16 protein-coding genes are annotated in these 18,224 nt (G+C 42.3%); 11 read left to right on the top strand and 5 right to left on the bottom strand.

What is annotated here, in order from left to right:
• Position 1 precedes the first annotated feature (1 nt).
• Genes K1J10_RS00985 through K1J10_RS00995 form a run of 3 tightly spaced genes read right to left on the bottom strand, consistent with a single transcriptional unit; the run spans position 2 to position 3,325 of the window.
• A complete protein-coding gene (locus tag K1J10_RS00985) occupies positions 2–1,216 on the bottom strand; it encodes an aminoacyltransferase (protein ID WP_223355588.1) in 1,215 nt (404 codons plus the stop codon).
• Positions 1,216–2,025, bottom strand: coding sequence for a sugar-phosphatase (gene yidA / locus K1J10_RS00990; protein WP_061564182.1), 810 nt, complete (start codon positions 2,023–2,025; stop codon positions 1,216–1,218). The genes K1J10_RS00985 and yidA overlap by 1 nt, the downstream gene beginning before the upstream one ends.
• On the bottom strand, positions 2,015–3,325 hold the full coding sequence (locus K1J10_RS00995; RefSeq protein WP_061564181.1) for an HD domain-containing protein: 1,311 nt from the start codon (positions 3,323–3,325) through the stop codon (positions 2,015–2,017). Before K1J10_RS00995 ends, yidA begins: the two co-directional genes overlap by 11 nt.
• Positions 3,326–3,435: 110 nt before the next feature.
• Here K1J10_RS00995 and K1J10_RS01000 point away from each other — a divergent pair, with 110 nt between their 5' ends.
• The 3 genes from K1J10_RS01000 to K1J10_RS01010 all read left to right on the top strand — a co-directional run bounded on the left by K1J10_RS01000 (position 3,436) and on the right by K1J10_RS01010 (position 7,490).
• The gene (locus K1J10_RS01000) at positions 3,436–3,819 is read left to right on the top strand and encodes a DUF1934 domain-containing protein (protein ID WP_061564180.1); all 384 of its coding nucleotides are present in this window, start codon (positions 3,436–3,438) and stop codon (positions 3,817–3,819) included.
• Between the two features lie 194 nt (positions 3,820–4,013).
• Positions 4,014–6,698: a cation-translocating P-type ATPase gene (locus K1J10_RS01005; RefSeq protein WP_223355589.1), complete on the top strand. Its 2,685-nt coding sequence runs from the start codon at positions 4,014–4,016 to the stop codon at positions 6,696–6,698.
• Positions 6,699–6,821: 123 nt separating this feature from the next.
• Positions 6,822–7,490, top strand: coding sequence for an MIP/aquaporin family protein (locus tag K1J10_RS01010; RefSeq protein ID WP_006595935.1), 669 nt, complete (start codon positions 6,822–6,824; stop codon positions 7,488–7,490).
• 56 nt (positions 7,491–7,546) lie between these two features.
• On the opposite strand, the gene K1J10_RS01015 is transcribed toward K1J10_RS01010, so the two are convergent.
• The gene (locus K1J10_RS01015) at positions 7,547–8,404 is read right to left on the bottom strand and encodes a metallophosphoesterase (protein WP_061564178.1); all 858 of its coding nucleotides are present in this window, start codon (positions 8,402–8,404) and stop codon (positions 7,547–7,549) included.
• Positions 8,405–8,601: 197 nt separating this feature from the next.
• On the opposite strand from K1J10_RS01015, the gene prfB reads away from it, so the two are divergent.
• From prfB to ftsX, 3 genes are all read left to right on the top strand, one after another.
• Positions 8,602–9,697, top strand: a protein-coding gene (prfB, locus tag K1J10_RS01020; protein WP_125329848.1) for a peptide chain release factor 2 whose coding sequence is annotated in 2 segments (ribosomal slippage) — positions 8,602–8,673 and positions 8,675–9,697 — 1,095 coding nt in all. Because the reading frame shifts where the segments join, the coding sequence is not laid out codon by codon here.
• 42 nt (positions 9,698–9,739) lie between these two features.
• Entirely contained in the window at positions 9,740–10,432 is a 693-nt protein-coding gene (gene ftsE / locus K1J10_RS01025; RefSeq protein ID WP_061564176.1) for a cell division ATP-binding protein FtsE, read from the top strand.
• On the top strand, positions 10,425–11,351 hold the full coding sequence (gene ftsX, locus K1J10_RS01030) for a permease-like cell division protein FtsX (RefSeq protein ID WP_048714915.1): 927 nt from the start codon (positions 10,425–10,427) through the stop codon (positions 11,349–11,351). The genes ftsE and ftsX overlap by 8 nt, the downstream gene beginning before the upstream one ends.
• A gap of 38 nt (positions 11,352–11,389) precedes the next feature.
• On the opposite strand, the gene K1J10_RS01035 is transcribed toward ftsX, so the two are convergent.
• Positions 11,390–12,031: an MBL fold metallo-hydrolase gene (locus K1J10_RS01035; protein WP_061564175.1), complete on the bottom strand. Its 642-nt coding sequence runs from the start codon at positions 12,029–12,031 to the stop codon at positions 11,390–11,392.
• A 158-nt stretch (positions 12,032–12,189) separates the two neighbouring features.
• Between K1J10_RS01035 and K1J10_RS01040 the strand changes: the two genes are divergently transcribed.
• From K1J10_RS01040 to K1J10_RS01060, 5 genes are all read left to right on the top strand, one after another.
• Positions 12,190–14,649 (top strand): bifunctional DnaQ family exonuclease/ATP-dependent helicase, encoded by a 2,460-nt coding sequence (locus K1J10_RS01040; protein WP_061564174.1) that lies wholly within the window; start codon positions 12,190–12,192, stop codon positions 14,647–14,649.
• 1 nt (position 14,650) lies between these two features.
• Positions 14,651–15,658, top strand: coding sequence for a YeiH family protein (locus K1J10_RS01045; RefSeq protein WP_061564173.1), 1,008 nt, complete (start codon positions 14,651–14,653; stop codon positions 15,656–15,658).
• A gap of 16 nt (positions 15,659–15,674) precedes the next feature.
• Positions 15,675–16,919 carry an FtsW/RodA/SpoVE family cell cycle protein gene (locus K1J10_RS01050; RefSeq protein ID WP_061564172.1) on the top strand — a complete coding sequence of 415 codons (1,245 nt, stop codon included), beginning with the start codon at positions 15,675–15,677 and terminating at the stop codon, positions 16,917–16,919.
• 1 nt (position 16,920) lies between these two features.
• A complete protein-coding gene (locus K1J10_RS01055; RefSeq protein ID WP_223355590.1) occupies positions 16,921–17,478 on the top strand; it encodes a DJ-1 family glyoxalase III in 558 nt (185 codons plus the stop codon).
• Positions 17,479–17,657: 179 nt separating this feature from the next.
• Positions 17,658–18,221, top strand: a complete 564-nt coding sequence (locus K1J10_RS01060; RefSeq protein WP_061564170.1) for an HAD-IA family hydrolase — start codon at positions 17,658–17,660, stop codon at positions 18,219–18,221.
• Positions 18,222–18,224 lie beyond the last annotated feature (3 nt).

The following is an 18,224-nucleotide window of genomic DNA, read 5'->3' on the forward strand; positions in this document are numbered from 1 at the left end:
CTTACTGTTTATTTCTTAGTTTTTTTCGTAATTGATAGGCCTTGTTAACAAGGGGATAAAGAATACTTGTTGGGAGGTTGAATTCGCCAACAAATTCTTCAATCATTGGATTAAATTTTGACTTGAAGTGGTAGAGTCCTCCATCTAAATGGTTCTCAACTCCTCCCATATTTTGCCAATCAGCTCCACGGTCAAAGGCATGCTGGGCTGTTTCATACCAGGTCAAAATGGCTGGTTGATAACGGCGGAAGTTCTCATCCATCCCTGCATAGACATTCTCTGAAGTGCCTCCAAATTCAAGAGTCAAGGTTCCAGAAAGAGAAACGATTTCTTGGCCGCCTTTTAGCTCTTGATGGAGAAATTGGATTTCTTCTTCCAAACGTTCTTTTTCTTGACGGTTGTTGTCAATCTTGCCTGGTTTTGTTTTTTCGTTAAAACGACTAGCTTCTGCTTGATTTTTTTCAAGTTGCTCTTTGAGTGAAGCAAGGCGTTGAGCCAAGTTAATTCTTGATAGAGTGATGTAAGATTGTCCTGCATAGGTTGTTAGCAGTTTCTCATAATAGTCCTTTCCACGAAGATGGATGCCTTTTCGTGCTTCTGTCTTTTTCATCAGAGCTGCAAATTCGTCTAAGAGTTCAGTGCCTCCAAAGATGACTTCAACTCCTTTATTTCGAGCAGTCCGAATGGCTTGCTTGGTGGATTTGGACAGTTGGTCCTCAGTGAAGTATTCCTTATAGATATTGGCCTGGAAACGTGGTTGAATGGTTTCTCCCATGTCTTCTGTCCGTCCAACCCATTCCACTCCACATTCTTTTAAGGATTGGATAATCGCCAAAGTAGCCTCTTGATCACTTGTTTCTTGGCCGATTAATCCTTTTCTTAGGAAAAGAGAGGGATCAAACTTGGCGAAGACAGCACGCTTGCTTTTAGCATATGTTTTGATGGATTGGAGCATGAAGGCTACTAATTCACTGTTTTTGTAATCCATAATAGGTCCACGTGGGATATAGAGCATGGTAAAACCAAGTGGAAGTGGCTGGATTAAAATACTTGCGACAGCGACTAGTTTGTGATCTTGGTAAACGCCAAGGCGCTCATTGCCCCAGTTGTCTTTGATCTTTGCCCAATCGGAGCTCTGAAGCAAATTGGTTTGGGGGCTAGTTTTAACGAATTCATCATGTTCTTCGGCAGTAATGCCGATTTTGTATGTATACATTAATGGAGTACCCACTTTCTAAGGGCGTAAGCAACACCCGACTCATCGTTGGATCGCGTAACAACTTTCGCAATCTTTTTTAATTCAGGACTAGCGTTGTCCATCGCGACTGGGAAGCCAGCAACTTCTAGCATGGCCTGGTCGTTTTCTTGATCGCCGACCGCCATCACTTGGTCTGGACTTAAGTGTAACTTAGACGCTAAGTGTAAGAGCGCCCGGCCTTTATCAACTGTTTTAGGCAAGATTTCAAGGTAAAAAGGTGCGGAACGCACAATCGTAAAACGGTCGTAAAAACTATCTGGAATAGAGGAGATGATTCCTTCTAAGACTTCCGGTTCGTCGACATACATACACTTGAGAACCGTATGCTGCTTCATTTCTTCTGGAGTCCGGTAGAAAAGATCAGAGTGGACCAATTTGGCTTCATGGACGGTATAGGTACCAATGTTACGATTAGCTGTATAAATGCCAGACTTGGTACTAGCGTGCATAGGAACAGCTAATTTGCGAGCTAGTGCTTCAATATCTAAATAGTCATTGTAGGAGAGGTGTTCTTCATAGAGAGTATCACCAGTGTGGGCGTCTTGAATGAGCCCTCCATTGAAGGTGATGACGAGATCACCCGGCTGATCCAAATGAAGTTCTTCTAACAATTGAAGGACACCAGAACGAGGACGACCAGTTGCTAAGACAACATGGACCCCTTGAGCTTTGGCATCTTGGATGGCTTGGAAAACTTCGGGGGTTACTTGGCCGTCAGATGTTAAAAGGGTCCCATCGATATCAAGGGCAACAAGTTTAATGTTCATCTTTTTCTCCTGTGAAGGTATCGTTAACAATATAGGACTGGAATAATTGTAGTTGAGGTGTAAACAAGCTATTTTCAAGCAACATTTCTTTTGGGAAATAGAAGCGGTTATCACCTTGTCTGCTACCGGCTAAGGAAGCAACGATAGGAGAGAGTAAGGATAGCTCAGCTAATTTACCATCCTTTTGGATGATCTCAATTTGAGTACGAGGTTTTTCTGAATCTGGTCGGTAAACGTCGTAAGGAAGGTCAAAGTTTCGATGGATAGCTGTATAATAGATCGGATCAAAACCAACCTCTTGAATCAGTTGTTTGAGAGCAGCTAATTGTTTTTCATCCTTATCTTGAAAGAGAATGGATTTGAAAACCTTGCGATTGATAAAACGCTGGGCCAAATCAGAGAGAACAGAATCAGGACTCTCCATCCAAGATTGAAAGTAGGTATTCATAACGCCGTCGTCCAAAGCCAAGTAATCGGCCAGGCTAACTTGGTGCTCAAAAAAAGGAATCAGTCGAGGAGAAGTCACTTGAAAGAACTCTTTATGCGCAAGGTAGAGATGACGTGCCCGCTTGAGCAGGTTCTGCAATAGGACTTCCATTGCTCTGGTAGCTGGATGAAAGTAGACCTGCATATACATTTGGTAGCGAGAAACAACATAATCTTCAACCGCATGCATCCCATTGACCTGAAAAGCAATTCCGTTTTCTACTGGGCGAATGACACGCAGGATACGAGTTAAATCAAAATTACCGTAAGAAGCCCCAGTGAAGTAGGCGTCTCTTAGAAGGTAATCCATGCGATCGACATCAATCTGACTAGAGATTAACTGCACCACTTGTTTATTAGGGTAGGTGTGGTCGATAACACTAGCTACCTTTTGAGGGAAGTCTGGTGCTACTTGAATTAATATCTGGTAGATTTCTGTTTCAGGACAGGTAATAATTTCCTGGGTCATTTTTTCATGATCAGTATCAAATAGCCCTTCAAAGGTATGCGAATAAGCGCCGTGTCCGATATCATGGAGCAAGGCGGCAACCATGGTGAGAAGGGATTCGCTTGAGTCCCATTGGTCGGTGTATTTCTCATCAAAGATTGATAGGATGCGCCGAGCAATTTCATAGGCTCCTAGACAGTGCGAAAAACGACTATGCTCGCCCCCATGAAAGGTAAACCCAGAGGTTCCTAACTGTTTGATGCGACGTAGTCGTTGAAATTCTTTTGTATTAATGAGCTTGTAAATGACTGGGTGATCCACGTGAATATAGTTGTGCACAGGATCCCGAAATACTTTTTCATTCATGCCTCTATTATAGCAGAAAACGGCCTAAATTGGTATCGAGAGATGGTTGCAATAGCAAAAAGAAAGAAGTTTTTGGTAAAATAAAGGAAAGAGGGAAAGGATGGGAACTTTTGAAGATTAGAATACAAAATCAGATTCAATTTGATGATCAACTGGAAGTGATGGACCAATATTACGAAGGGGAATGGAAGGAAAAAGGCGGCTATCACTATCTGCTTTACACCAACGAAGAAGGGGAAAAAGTCGCTTTGAAATTTCATGATCAAGAATTGACTATGACTCGCTTTTCAACGCCAAAATCCATCATGAAATTTATAGTTTCAGAGAAAGGTCATGCGCTCATTCCAACTCCCCTAGGCATGCAGCAGTTTGTGATTGATACTCAGGAATATAGATTGGAGCAAAATAAGCTTGGTTTGTCCTATCAGTTGTTAACGGCAGATGGAAGTCAACAATTCGCAACCTATCGCTTAGAATTGACATGGGGAGACTAGTTTATCAGTAGTTTTTCTTGATTTTTCTACAAGGTGTGGTATAATGAAACCACTCAAGGGAGTAGCTGGCGGATTTCCCGCGATAGTGTCGTCATTCCGAATTATTTCCGGCACTATATTAAACAGCGAGACTTGTTTTTTTAAAAAACAGGTCTCTTTTTTTGTAAAAAGAGGCCAAGAAGGAGGAGACTATTTTGTCAAAAGAACAAAATAAAGACTTGTTTTATACACAGACCTCAGAAGAAGTCCTAAAGAATTTGGACTCATCTATCGAAGGTTTGTCAACTGCTCAAGCTCAAGAACGCCTAGCGACTTATGGTCGTAATGAGTTGGAAGAGGGCGAAAAACGTAGCCTACTAGCTAAATTCCTTGATCAATTTAAGGATTTGATGATTATTATCTTGCTTGCGGCTGCGGCACTTTCTGTCATTACAGAAGGAATGGATGGTTTAACAGATGCTCTTATTATCTTGGCCGTAGTTGTCTTGAATGCAGCCTTTGGGGTTTACCAAGAAGGTCAAGCTGAAGCAGCTATTGAAGCGCTTAAAAATATGTCTAGCCCGATGGCCCGTGTTCGTCGTGATGGTCATGTCATTGAGATTGACTCAAAAGAATTGGTGCCTGGGGACATCGTCTTGCTAGAAGCAGGGGATGTTGTGCCTGCTGATATGCGCTTGTTTGAAGCAGCTTCCCTTAAAATCGAAGAAGCAGCTCTTACAGGGGAATCTGTCCCAGTTGAAAAAGATGTGACAGGACTTGTTGAAGCAGATGCTGGTATCGGGGATCGTGTTAACATGGGTTACCAAAACTCAAACGTAACTTACGGTCGTGGTATTGGGGTCGTGACCAACACTGGTATGTATACAGAAGTTGGTAAGATTGCGGATATGTTAGCCAATGCAGACGAAACTGAAACACCATTGAAGCAAAGCTTGGAACAATTATCTAAGGCCTTGACTTACTTGATTATTGTGATTGCCGTTATTACTTTCTTGGTTGGTGTATTCGTTCGTGGTGAACATCCATTAGAAGGCTTGATGGTTGCGGTTGCTCTTGCGGTTGCTGCGATTCCAGAAGGTCTCCCTGCCATTGTAACCATCGTTCTATCTTTGGGAACAACAACCCTTGCCAAACGTAATTCGATTGTTCGTAAATTACCAGCGGTTGAAACTCTTGGTTCAACAGAAATCATCGCATCTGATAAAACAGGTACTTTGACCATGAACCAAATGACGGTTGAAAAAGTTTATACCAACGGTCAATTGCAAAGCTCTGCAACAGAAATTGCGGCTAACAACAATACGCTACGTATCATGAACTTTGCCAACGATACCAAGGTGGATCCATCTGGAAAGCTGATTGGGGATCCAACGGAGACAGCTCTTGTACAGTTTGGTTTGGACCACAACTTTGATGTTCGTGAAGTCTTGAAGGATGAGCCACGTGTAGCTGAATTGCCATTTGACTCAGACCGTAAACTCATGTCTACCATTCATAAGGAAGCAGACGGTTCTTACTTTATCGCTGTCAAGGGTGCGCCTGACCAATTGCTCAAGCGTGTGACGCGTATTGAAGTCAATGGGGAAGTTCGCCCAATCACAGAAGAAGACAAGAAAGCTATTCTTGCAACCAATAAAGACTTGGCCAAACAAGCCCTTCGTGTCTTGATGATGGCTTATAAGACAAGCAAGGAAATCCCAACCTTGGAATCTGAAATCGTTGAGTCTGACCTCATCTTCTCTGGTTTGGTCGGCATGATTGACCCTGAGCGTCCAGAAGCAGCAGAAGCTGTTCGTGTCGCTAAGGAAGCAGGTATCCGTCCGATCATGATCACAGGTGACCACCAAGATACAGCTGAAGCCATTGCCAAACGTTTGGGAATCATCGATCCAAATGATACAGAAGACCATGTCTTCACGGGTGCTGAGTTGAATGAACTCACTGATGAAGAATTCCAAAAAGTCTTCAAGCAATACTCTGTTTATGCTCGTGTATCACCTGAGCACAAGGTTCGTATCGTGAAAGCATGGCAAAATGAAGGTAAGGTTGTCGCTATGACGGGTGATGGGGTCAACGATGCGCCTTCACTTAAGACAGCTGACATTGGTATCGGTATGGGGATTACAGGTACAGAAGTTTCTAAGGGAGCTTCTGATATGGTCCTTGCTGATGATAACTTTGCAACCATTATCGTAGCGGTAGAAGAAGGACGTAAGGTCTTCTCGAATATCCAAAAATCCATCCAATACCTCTTGTCTGCTAATATGGCTGAAGTTTTCACCATCTTCTTTGCAACCTTGTTGGGTTGGGATGTGCTTCAACCAGTGCATTTGCTATGGATTAACCTGGTAACAGATACGCTCCCAGCCATCGCCCTTGGTGTGGAACCAGCTGAGCCAGGCGTCATGACTCACAAACCTCGTGGGCGTAAGTCTAACTTCTTTGATGGTGGTGTCTTCGGAGCAATCATTTATCAAGGGATCTTCCAAACCATGCTCGTTTTAGGTGTTTATGGTTGGGCTCTTCTCTTCCCAGAGCACCAAAGTCATACTGAAATCCATGCGGATGCCCTTACCATGGCTTTTGCAACTCTCGGTTTGATCCAATTGCTCCATGCCTTTAACGTTAAGTCGGTTTACCAATCTATCTTTAAAGTGGGACTCTTTACGAACAAGACATTTAACTGGTCTATCCCAGTTGCCTTCGTCCTCTTTGTGGTGACAATTTTGGTTCCTGGATTTAATAATCTCTTCCACGTGTCACATTTGAGTTTGACTCAATGGATGGTGGTCGCTGTAGGAGCGCTTATGATTGTAGTCCTTGTTGAGATTGTTAAAGCAGTCCAACGAGCACTTGGAAAAGATAAAAACGCTATTTAAACAATTATGAAAAGTCATCTTCGGATGGCTTTTTTGTGTACAGAAATGTCTGGGCATATTTCTTGAGGCAAGACTAGATTTTTGATAAACTAGACAACAGTTTGAAGAAAGGAAACTTATATTATGAAAAAGTTTTTTGCTGAAGTAATCGGCACATTTATGCTTGTCTTTATCGGGACCGGCGCTGTTGTTTTTGGAAATGGAACTGAAGGTCTTGGGCATTTAGGAATTGCCTTGGCATTTGGTTTGTCAATTGTTGCAGCTGCATACTCTATCGGGACTGTTTCTGGTGCTCACTTGAATCCTGCTGTTTCGATTGCTATGTTTGTCAACAAACGCTTGTCATCTAAAGACTTGGTTAACTACATTGTAGCACAAGTAGTAGGAGCTTTCCTTGCGACTGCTTCTGTCTTCTTCCTTTTGTCTAATTCAGGGATGTCAACAGCTAGTCTTGGTGAAAATGCCTTGGCTAAAGGAGTAACTCCATTTGGCGGTTTTTTGTTTGAAGTAATCGCGTCCTTTATCTTTATCTTGGTCATCATGACAGTGACATCAGCTTCTAAAGGAAACGGGAAGATTGCTGGTCTTGTCATCGGTTTGAGCTTGACCTTGATTATTCTTGTTGGTTTGAACATTACAGGTCTTTCTGTTAACCCAGCTCGTAGCTTGGCTCCTGCACTCTTTGTAGGTGGTGCAGCCCTCCAACAAATTTGGATCTTTATCCTTGCTCCAATTGTTGGTGGTGTCTTGGCAGCGCTTGTTGCAAAGAATCTCCTTGAAACAGAAGCTTAAGCCATTTTAACGAAAAAAAGATTTCGATTCCCTGTGGGGTCGAAATCTTTTTCTTTTTAGCAGTCAAGGATGGTTAAAGCCTGACGAAATTCGCTTGCTAACTGCTGTCTTTTGTATTGATGAAATTCAGGTAAGTCTTTCACAGCGTTGTAGCGTTTATGAAGACGATACATGTCAGGGATCTTGTACTGTGGATAGGCCTTGAAAAAGTCTTCTGTCAGTTGCCACTCTCGAATATAGCCAAGAGGCCGCATGTGATAATGGACGTTATCGATGGCTCTCGAAGGATGGCGATGATGCAAGTGTCCGAAGACGACATCCGCTACCTCGTGCTTTACAAAGAGATCGTGAAAAGCTTGACTACCTAAGAAGGCATTAAATTTCTGAAAGTAGGTGTGGCTAACGAGGAAGTCCTTGTGGGGGACAAAGTGAAGAGCGACGATGATTCTACCATCTAAAGAAGCGAGGAGCTGATCTAATCGGAAGAGGACTTCTTGAGTGATCCTTGGATCATCTAAAGGACGTTCCAATCTTCGATCAAACCAGAAAGTATTCTTGGTACGTAGATGGGCCTCCTTGCTCTTTTCAGGAACAAAGCTATAATCGTACCATCCAGCAAGAGATACTAAATGGTTATCCCCAAAGGTCTGGACCTGAAAATCGTACTGTTTGATTTCTTCTTCTGAAAGAAATAGCATATCGTGATTGCCCAGGTTAAAGGAGACAGGAAGCTGTCTTTGGATGTCCCGAATGAAGGGAAGGCTTATCTGTTTAAAGTCATTGGAAATGTCACCAGCTAGATGAAGGTGATTAATCTGTTCTTCTTGTAGGACCTGCAGGAGTTGCATGCGTTCGGCCTCGCCAAACTGATTGGAATCCAGGTGCAGGTCACTCATAAAACCAATACGTGTCATATCACTAGTGTATCATAAGTTGATGAGAAAGAGAAAGGTAACCAACATGTAACAAATCTAACAATTATGTAACAAGGGAGGTGACAACGACCTGGTTTTATGCGATTTTTGTAGGGTAAACCATCCTTACTATCTCTTACTATGTGCAAATGACGGGGTTTGTGGTATAATAGACTGATACTTAGAAAGAGGTACTTATGGATATTTCAGAAATCCGTCAGAAAATTGACGCGAATCGTGAAAAATTAGCTTCTTTCAGGGGGTCTCTTTGACTTAGAGGGTCTGGAAGAAGAAATTGCCATTTTGGAAAACAAAATGACAGAACCTTATTTTTGGGATGATAATATTGCGGCGCAAAAAACGTCCCAGGAATTAAATGAGTTGAAACAAACCTATGAGAATTTCCATCAAATGACAGACTTGTTTGATGAATCCGAAATCCTTCTTGAGTTTCTCTCAGAAGATGAATCCGTTCACGAAGAGCTAGAAGAGAAGTTGACAGAGTTGGATAAGATGATGACCAGTTATGAGATGACGCTTCTCTTATCAGAACCCTATGATAATAATAATGCAATCTTGGAAATCCATCCGGGATCTGGTGGTACTGAGGCTCAGGACTGGGGAGATATGCTTCTTCGGATGTATACCCGCTTCGGAAATTCTCATGGTTTCAAGGTGGAAGTCTTGGACTACCAGGCAGGAGACGAGGCTGGGATTAAATCCGTTACCTTGTCTTTCGAAGGACCGCATGCCTATGGCTTGTTGAAATCTGAAATGGGCGTTCACCGTTTGGTACGGATCTCGCCATTCGACTCAGCTAAACGTCGCCATACTTCCTTCACATCAGTTGAAGTCATGCCAGAATTGGATGATACCATTGAAGTGGAAGTCCGAGATGATGATATCAAGATGGATACCTTCCGTTCGGGTGGAGCTGGTGGACAAAATGTCAACAAGGTTTCTACAGGTGTTCGTTTGACTCACATCCCAACAGGGATTGTGGTTGCTTCGACGGTTGACCGGACTCAGTACGGAAACCGTGACCGTGCAATGAAAATGTTGCAGGCGAAACTTTATCAATTGGAGCAAGAAAAGAAGGCAGCTGAAGTGGATTCCTTAAAAGGTGATAAAAAAGAAATCACCTGGGGAAGTCAGATTCGCTCTTACGTCTTTACACCATATACCATGGTGAAGGATCACCGTACAAGCTATGAAGTGGCCCAAGTTGATAAAGTAATGGACGGAGATATTGATGGCTTTATTGATGCCTATTTAAAATGGCGTCTCAATTAAAGTCCTCCTTCTATATAAAATGTGGAAAGGAATTTTCAATACATGTCAATGATTGAAATGAAAGATGTTGTCAAAAAGTATGACAACGGAACGACAGCTCTTCGAGGAGTGACCGTTCATATTGAACCAGGAGAATTTGCCTATATTGTAGGACCTTCTGGTGCAGGTAAATCAACCTTTATTCGCTTGCTTTACCGTGAGGTGAAGCATGATAAAGGTGGCTTGAAAGTTGCTGGTTTTGATTTAGATAAAATCAAAAAACGTGATATTCCGATGTTGCGTCGGAACGTTGGGGTAGTCTTCCAAGACTACAAATTGCTTCCTAAAAAGACCGTTTATGAAAATATTGCCTACGCAATGGAAGTAATCGGAGAGCGTCGTCGCAACATTAAAAAACGCGTAATGGAAGTTTTAGACCTTGTTGGTTTGAAACACAAGGTTCGTTCATTCCCAAATGAGCTTTCAGGTGGTGAACAACAACGGATCGCTATCGCGCGTGCCATCGTCAACAATCCTAAAGTATTGATTGCGGACGAACCAACAGGGAACTTGGACCCAGATAACTCTTGGGAAATTATGAACCTCTTAGAGCGAATTAATTTGCAAGGTACCACTGTTTTGATGGCGACCCATAATAGCCAAATTGTAAATACACTTCGTCACCGTGTTATCGCCATTGAAAATGGCCGTGTTGTACGGGATGAAGCGGAAGGAGAGTACGGATACGATGATTAGAAGATTTTTCCGCCATCTCATTGAATCATTTAAAAGTTTAAAACGGAATGGCTGGATGACCATTGCTGCGGTTAGTTCGGTGATGATTACACTTGGACTTGTAGCGATTTTTGCCTCAGTTATTGCGAATACGATCAAGCTATCAGATGATATTCAAAATAGTGTACGGATTGTTGTCTATATGCGTAAGGATATCCAAGATCAAAGCCAGCAGATTGAAAAAGAAGGCCAGATGGTTGATAATGAGGACTACAAGAAAGTCTATAATGCGTTGACAGCCATGAAGAATGTTGATAAAGTTGAGTTCTCCAGCAAGGAAGAACAATATGAAAACTTGATCAAGACTGCCGGTAACAACTGGAAAATTTTTGACGGCGATGCCAATCCACTCTATGATGCCTATTTTGTAGAGACAACGGCTCCTAAGTATGTAAAAGAAGTTTCCAAGGCCGCTAAGAAAATCGAAGGGGTGTCTGAAGTAAAAGATGGGGGAGTTGATACTCAACGTCTCTTTGCTCTCGGGAACTTCATCCGTATTTGGGGCCTGATTGGTGCCGCTTTACTAATCTTTATCGCAGTCTTCTTGATTTCTAATACGATTCGGATTACCATTATTTCACGAAGTCGAGAAATCAAGATTATGCGTCTTGTAGGTGCTAAGAGTGGCTATATTCGTGCGCCATTCCTTCTGGAAGGTGCCTGGATTGGCTTGATTGGTGCAATTCCACCAGCTCTCTTGCTTTATTATGTCTATAATATTGTCTACAAGTCCATGTACAATACCCTACAAGATCAGAAATTGTTCTTATATAGTCCAAACCTTCTTGTTCCGATTATGGTCGGAGGACTGTTTGGTCTCGGTATTTTAATTGGAGCACTTGGCTCATCTATTTCAATGAGACGTTTCTTGAAGATTTAAGATTATACAAAAAAGGAAGTTCAGATGAACTTCCTTTTTTATCGATTTCGAAAGAAGGGATTAAACATTTTTTCATGACCGATAGTGGTATCATTCCCATGTCCTGGATATACTGCATAAGAGGATGGAAGAGTGAGTAATTGTGTCTCAATACTTTCAAGGAGTTGAGGACCACTTCCTGTCGGCAAATCGGTCCGTCCAATAGTTTCTCGGAAAAGGGCATCTCCTGTCAAGACAAGGTGGTCATCAGGAAAGACCAAGGAGACCCCTCCGATGGAATGTCCTGGTGTGTGAAGGACATAAAAATGGAAGTTTTTTAATTGATAATCTGTTCGGTAGTCAAAATGCTCTTCGGCTGGCTGGCATACCACATCCATTAAATCAGAATGGCGGTCTAAACCGGAAAGATTGTCTACGGGACTTTGAAGCCAGGCTGCTTCATGAGCATCTACATAAACAGGTGGATGGCCATAAGTTTCCCGCACCTTCTCTAAACTCATGATATGGTCGTAGTGGGTATGGGTGAGGAGAATAGCAGCAATTGGTTTTGCGAGTTGATCGATGCGGCTGCGAATTTGTTCCCAAGCACTCCCGGGATCAACGACCAGAAGATAGTCCTCGTTTTCAAGCAAGTAGGTGTTTTCATAAGCGATGGGATTGACAATGCGGTGGATTTTCATAAGAGCTCCTTTCTCTATTAGTCTATCAAAAATATTGTAAAATAGCTGACTAAAACGCCTCTAGAAACCGAAGAATCGCCGCTTGGCTGGATTTGGTCCTTTCAATGTCATAAAATACCAAGCAAAGCGAGTCGGAAAGTGATATAATTTTAAGTGCTATGACGACGAATGTTAAAAGAAAATATGCTGTCGTGGACCTGGAAGCGACCAGTGCAAGCAGCAATGCAAAAATTATTCAAATCGGGATTGTCATCATTCAAGATGGGCAGATTGTAGAGACCTATGAGACTGATGTCAATCCGCATGAGGAACTAGACGAACATATTCGTCAACTGACTGGGATTACCAATTCGCAATTAAAGAAGGCCCCTGACTTTTCACAGGTAGCCAGACAAGTATACGAACTGATTGAAGATGCTGTCTTTGTGGCTCATAATGTCAAATTTGATGCCAATCTCTTGGCAGAATCATTGTTTTGGGAAGGTTTTGAGCTCATAACCCCCCGGATCGATACGGTTGAATTGGCCCAAGTCTTTTTTCCAACCCTAGAAAGATATAATTTAAGTAGCCTGTGTGAAGAATTGGCGATTCCTCTAGACCATGCCCACTCAGCTATTTCTGATGCGCAAGCAACCGCCCAGCTATTTCTTAAGCTTCGTGAAACGATTGCTTCCTTACCAAGAGAATTGGTGGAAACCTTGCTGTCATTTTCTGATAATCTGATTTACGAGTCGAGACTCTTGATAGAGGATGCGTTCGAGGATACGGGAGCTTTTCATAAAGAGGACTTGACATCTCACCATGGGATTTTTCTTCGTAAGCCTCTGATCAAAAGAGATGCCAAGAATTTTTCTGATCAGTTTGCTATTAATATCCAGTTAATGGGTATGGAACCCCGTCCCTTGCAGCAAGAGTTTGCCCAGTCAATTGAAGAAAGTCTTCAGTCTTCGAGAGAAGTAGCAACCTTTGTCGAGGGACCTACTGGGATTGGAAAAACCTATGGCTACCTTCTTTCCTTACTATCGCATACAAGGGACCAGATTGTCGTCAGTGTTCCAACCAAGGTCTTACAAGACCAGATTATGCAGCAGGAGGCTAAGATGATTGAGGACGTTTTTCAGACATCTTTTCATAGCCTAAAGAGTCCTCAAAATTATTTAAAACTAGATGAGTTCTTTCGAATCTTGCATGAACCAGAGGAAAATCGTCTATGGAATCGGTTCAAAATGCAATTGCTAGTCTGGTTGACCCAAACAAGGACGGGTGATCTAAACGAAGTGGGACAGCTTCATCGTTACGGGAATTTTGTTCAACGAATCCGTCATGATGGGAAGCTATCAAAAAAATCTTTATTTTACACAGAAGATTTTTGGCGTCTCGGTCAAGAAAAAGCCAAAATGAGTCGGGTCTTGCTCACCAATCATGCCTATTTATTGACTCGATTAGAGGATGATCCTTCTCTAGTAGAAAATCGGACTCTAGTGGTGGATGAAGCACAAAAACTATATTTTTCATTGGAGCAGTTTTCAAGGGCTTCCTTATCCTTATCGGATTTCATGCTAGATCTGCAACGGGAGATTGAAATAGAAAAATCCTTGTTGAAACGACGGATCCTTGAAAGTCTCCAATTTGAATTGAATGCTCTACTCAAACATCTTGAATCGGGTAGCAGAAAGGTCGAACTAACACCGGAACAGGTGAAAAAAATTCGCCAGGATTTATCTGAACTAGATAGTCCAGTCTTGGCTGCATTAAAAACGGTCTTTGATTCTCGTTTTCAAATTTTTTGGATTGATCGTACGCAAGAGAATCAGCATCCGATAATTCGCTTGCAGTCTGGAAGAGAGGGCTTGGTTTCCCTTCAAGACTTTATTCCAACAACTACCAGACTTCTCTTGGTCTCAGCTACCTTATCCATTAGTAAAAAGGTCAATCTAGCCTCGATTTTAGGAATTGAGAATTACCAATTCATTGGGAAAGAACTGTCCTATCATCAAGGGCAAACCATCTTCATCGATCGAGAATTTCCTGATTTGACCAATTTGACGCAAGAGGAATTAGCTGGCTCTTTAGCAAGTTATTTGGATGATCTAGCAGCTACTGGCTTGCCTCTCTTTGCATTGTTCACTTCCAAGGACTTGCTTTTAGCAACTTCTCAGCTGATGACAGTGGGTCATCTGGCTCAGTATAAGAATGGTGAAGCAGCAACTATTAAACGCCGATTTGATAGAGGGGAAGCTTCCGTCCTTTTAGGATCCGGTAGTTTTTGGGAAGGGGTCGATTTTGCCCAGCAAGCAAAAATCATTCAAGTCATTCCTCGCATTCCTTTTGATAATCCAAGTGATTTCTTCGTGCAAAAACTGCACGAAACCTTGCGTCTAGAAGGGAAAAATCCTTTCTATGATTATAGTTTGCCACTAGCTATCTTACGCTTGAAGCAGGCTCTTGGACGCTCGAGTCGTTCGAGCGAGCAAGAATCTCTGGTCATTTTATTAGATCAACGCTTATTAAATCGCCAATATGGCTCGCAGATTCAAGCCAGTTTAGAGAAAATAGCTCCTCTTGTCATTGTTAAGACAGGAGAAGTAAAAGAAGTTGTTGAACAATTTAGGAGTTAACATGAATCAAAAACCCAATGGAACTCAGTATGTTCCCGGTGTCTTGCTAGCCGCTCTCACAGCAGGACTATCTATGGTGTTAGGAAAAGCAGTACCTATCCTTGGCTCTAGTCTCTTTGCTATCCTATGTGGCATCCTTTTGAATGCTAGCCAACTCTTGCCTCAAAATAGTAGGCCGGGTCTAGCCTATTCAGGGAAAAAACTCTTGCAATATTCCATTATCTTGATGGGCTTTACCATGTCTTTTCAAAAGGTGACTCAATTGGGCTTGTCTTCTTTGGTCATTAGTTTACCGACCATCAGTATTGCCTTTCTCTCTGCTTTTGTAATGGGCTACCTCTTAAAAGTTCCAAAGATCCTAACAGCCTTGGTTGGAATGGGGACAGCTATTTGTGGAGGTTCTGCAATCGCGGCAGCCTCTCCTGTTCTAGAAGCTGATGAAAATGACATCGCTCTGTCTATGTCGACCATCTTTTTCTTTAATATCCTAGCGGTTTTCCTCTTTCCTTTCTTTGGTCACCTCCTTGCTATGACGGATCGGCAATTTGGTTTTTGGGCAGGAACGGCCATTAATGATACCTCATCTGTTGTAGCGGCCGCATTTTCCTATAGTAAAGCAGCGGGTGAAGTGGCTACGGTTGTAAAGTTGACCCGAGCTTTGATGATTATTCCAATCTGTTTTGGGATGTTGGGACTAAAACTTCTAGGACGGTCGAAACAGGATCGAGAAGGCAAGCAAGTGAAATTGAGTAAAATTGTTCCTTGGTTTATTTTCTATTTCCTTTTGGCTTCTTTAGTGACGTCCTTTGGCTGGTTTCCAAGTTCTTGGATCCCCTTCTGTAAATGGTTGTCACAATATTTGATGGCCATGGCCTTGGTTGGCATTGGAAGTCAAGTGTCTATTCAGGCCTTCCGTAAGCAGGGGGTGGCTCCTCTCATCATCGGCCTTGTGGCCTGGCTAGCTGTATCCATTTCTAGTTTGCTACTTCAACACGTTTTAGGAATCTAAATGAAAGGGAGATGAAATGAAGAGACGTCAGTCTTTCAAACTTAGAGGAGATTTCTCCTTGATCACCACTGTTTTGTTATTATTGGCATTTGGAGTGGTGGCAGTCTACATTGCAGTTTCGAATGATTATCCTGACTTGGTTTGGTCTATTTTAGGCCAACAGGTTGCCTGGATTGTTTTAGGATGTATGATTAGTTTTGTCGTTATGCTCTTTAATACAGAATTTTTATGGAAAGTAACGCCCTATTTGTATGTCTTTGGCTTGGTCTTAATGGTCTTGCCCCTTTACTTTTACAACCCAAACCTGGTTGCTTCGACCGGTTCTAAAAACTGGGTGGCCTACAAGGGGATCAGCCTTTTTCAGCCATCAGAGTTTATGAAAATTTCTTATATCTTGATGGTCTCTCGTGCGATTGTTCATTTTTTACGAAACAATAGGGAAGAAAATCGGACGCTAAAAAAAGACTTTTCTCTCATTCTCCAAATTGCTGCCTATACCATACCGGTCCTGGGGCTTCTAGCCTTTCAACATGATTTTGGAACCTCCTTGGTATTTATGGCTATCTTCTCAGGAGTAGTCCTTATTTCAGGTGTCTCCTGGAAAATCATTTTACCAGTCTTTTTGACCCTCGCAGGTGGAATTGCTCTCTTTTTGGCCGTCTTTCTATCCGACGGTGGGCGGGCCTTTCTCCATCAAACTCTGGGGATGCCCACCTATCAGATGAACCGCATTTTAGCCTGGTTGAATCCTTTTGATTATGCACAAACCATGACCTTTCAACAGGCTCAGGGACAGCTGGCCATTGCAAGCGGTGGTCTATTGGGGCAAGGTTTTAATGTATCTAATCTGTTGATCCCGGTCAGGGAGAGTGATATGATTTTTACGGTCATCGCGGAAGATTTTGGATTTGTAGGAGGACTGTGCCTCCTTCTCTTATACATGTTTCTAGTTTATAAGATGTTGCGCATTACCCTGAAATCCAATAATCAATTTTACACCTATATCTCAACTGGTTTCATCATGATGCTGGTCTTCCACATATTTGAGAATATTGGGGCTGTAACTGGGATCTTGCCTCTCACTGGAATTCCCTTGCCTTTTATCTCACAAGGAGGATCCGCTATTGTGAGTAACCTTATTGGGATTGGCTTATTATTATCCATGAGCCATCAAAATAGGGTGAGTGAAGAACGGAAAAAAGAAAGTAGACTCTTGAGACAGAAACAATTGAGTCGACTACACGAGAAAGGAATAATTTGATATGACAAAAGTAGCAGTGATGTTAGCAAATGGTTTCGAGGAAATCGAAGCCTTGACCGTTGTCGATGTCTTGCGAAGAGCAGCAATCGAGTGTTTGATGGTTGGATTTGATCCAGAAGTGACAGGTTCCCATGGTATCACAGTGAAGGTAGATGAGGTCTGGTCCGGTTCGTTGGATCATTTTGATGGCATTGTCCTTCCAGGAGGGATGCCGGGAGCAGCAAATCTACGCGACCATGAGGGCTTGATTCAGTCTTTAAAAGAAGCCCATGAACGAGGAAAAACTCTAGCAGCTATTTGTGCAGCTCCGATTGTCTTGGATCGAGCTGGACTACTTGATGAAAAACGCTATACCTGCTATGATGGCTTCGAAAAAGAAATTGGAAGAGAGCATTATGTGAAAGAAGCAGTGGTCCAGGATGGTCACATTTTCACCAGTCGGGGTCCTGCAACAGCACTTGCTTTTTCCTATGCCCTGGTCAACCATTTTGGTGGAGATGCCACAGCATTGAGAGAAGGGATGCTCTATCAAGATGTTTTTGGAACATCGGCCCCATAGTTGTCGAGAAGAAAAATGAAGGTAGGAAAATTCCTGTCTTCATTTTTTTATAGGCTAGTTTTGTCAAAATATAAATGCTTTTTAAATGAAAGTAAAACAGGTGTGAGATGACTGTAAAAAAACCGTGAAAACATTGACTTTACAAGCAATTTTTTGAAAATTATGGTATAATTGAAGCTATGGATTATCATGATTTTATATGGGATCTTGGTGGGACTTTATTGGACAATTATGAGACCTCTACAAAAGCTTTTGTAGCGACCTTACAGTATTTCCAAAGGGAGGCTGATCATGATTCCGTTTATGCAGCTTTAAAGGTTTCCACGGATTATGCTGTTCAGCAGTTTGCCTCAGATCTTCCAGACTTTTTGGGAGAGTATAAACAGCGAGAGAAAGAAGCTCTTGAAATCCCCTGCTTATTCGAGGGGACTGAGGAGTTATTGCATCGTCTAACAGCTGTAGGAGCCCGTCATTTTTTGGTTTCTCACCGTGACCATCATGTAGAGACCATCTTAGAAAAAACAGGGATTCGTCATTACTTTACAGAAGTTGTGACTGCTGATGATGGTTTTCCACGTAAACCAAATCCTACGTCCATGTTGTATCTAAAAGACAAGTATGCGATTGAGTCTGGCTTGGTGATTGGAGATCGCCCAATCGATATCGAAGCTGGTCAGAGAGCTGGCATGGCGACCTATTTGTTCGACTCAATGGATCAATTAAGTGCCTATATTTTTAATTAGAAA

The sequence above is a fragment of the Streptococcus australis genome, from assembly GCF_019930045.1.
GTDB lineage: Bacteria > Bacillota > Bacilli > Lactobacillales > Streptococcaceae > Streptococcus > Streptococcus australis_D.

Coding starts and splice junctions, on each gene's coding strand:
- K1J10_RS00985 (WP_223355588.1), bottom strand. CDS start 1,216: ATGTATACATACAAAATCGGCATTACTGCCGAAGAACATGATGAATTC.
- K1J10_RS01035 (WP_061564175.1), bottom strand. CDS start 12,031: ATGAAAATCCACCGCATTGTCAATCCCATCGCTTATGAAAACACCTAC.
- K1J10_RS01010 (WP_006595935.1), top strand. CDS start 6,822: ATGAAAAAGTTTTTTGCTGAAGTAATCGGCACATTTATGCTTGTCTTT.
- yidA (WP_061564182.1), bottom strand. CDS start 2,025: ATGAACATTAAACTTGTTGCCCTTGATATCGATGGGACCCTTTTAACA.
- K1J10_RS01060 (WP_061564170.1), top strand. CDS start 17,658: ATGGATTATCATGATTTTATATGGGATCTTGGTGGGACTTTATTGGAC.
- K1J10_RS01040 (WP_061564174.1), top strand. CDS start 12,190: ATGACGACGAATGTTAAAAGAAAATATGCTGTCGTGGACCTGGAAGCG.
- K1J10_RS00995 (WP_061564181.1), bottom strand. CDS start 3,325: ATGAATGAAAAAGTATTTCGGGATCCTGTGCACAACTATATTCACGTG.
- ftsE (WP_061564176.1), top strand. CDS start 9,740: ATGTCAATGATTGAAATGAAAGATGTTGTCAAAAAGTATGACAACGGA.
- K1J10_RS01055 (WP_223355590.1), top strand. CDS start 16,921: ATGACAAAAGTAGCAGTGATGTTAGCAAATGGTTTCGAGGAAATCGAA.
- ftsX (WP_048714915.1), top strand. CDS start 10,425: ATGATTAGAAGATTTTTCCGCCATCTCATTGAATCATTTAAAAGTTTA.
- K1J10_RS01050 (WP_061564172.1), top strand. CDS start 15,675: ATGAAGAGACGTCAGTCTTTCAAACTTAGAGGAGATTTCTCCTTGATC.
- K1J10_RS01045 (WP_061564173.1), top strand. CDS start 14,651: ATGAATCAAAAACCCAATGGAACTCAGTATGTTCCCGGTGTCTTGCTA.
- K1J10_RS01015 (WP_061564178.1), bottom strand. CDS start 8,404: ATGACACGTATTGGTTTTATGAGTGACCTGCACCTGGATTCCAATCAG.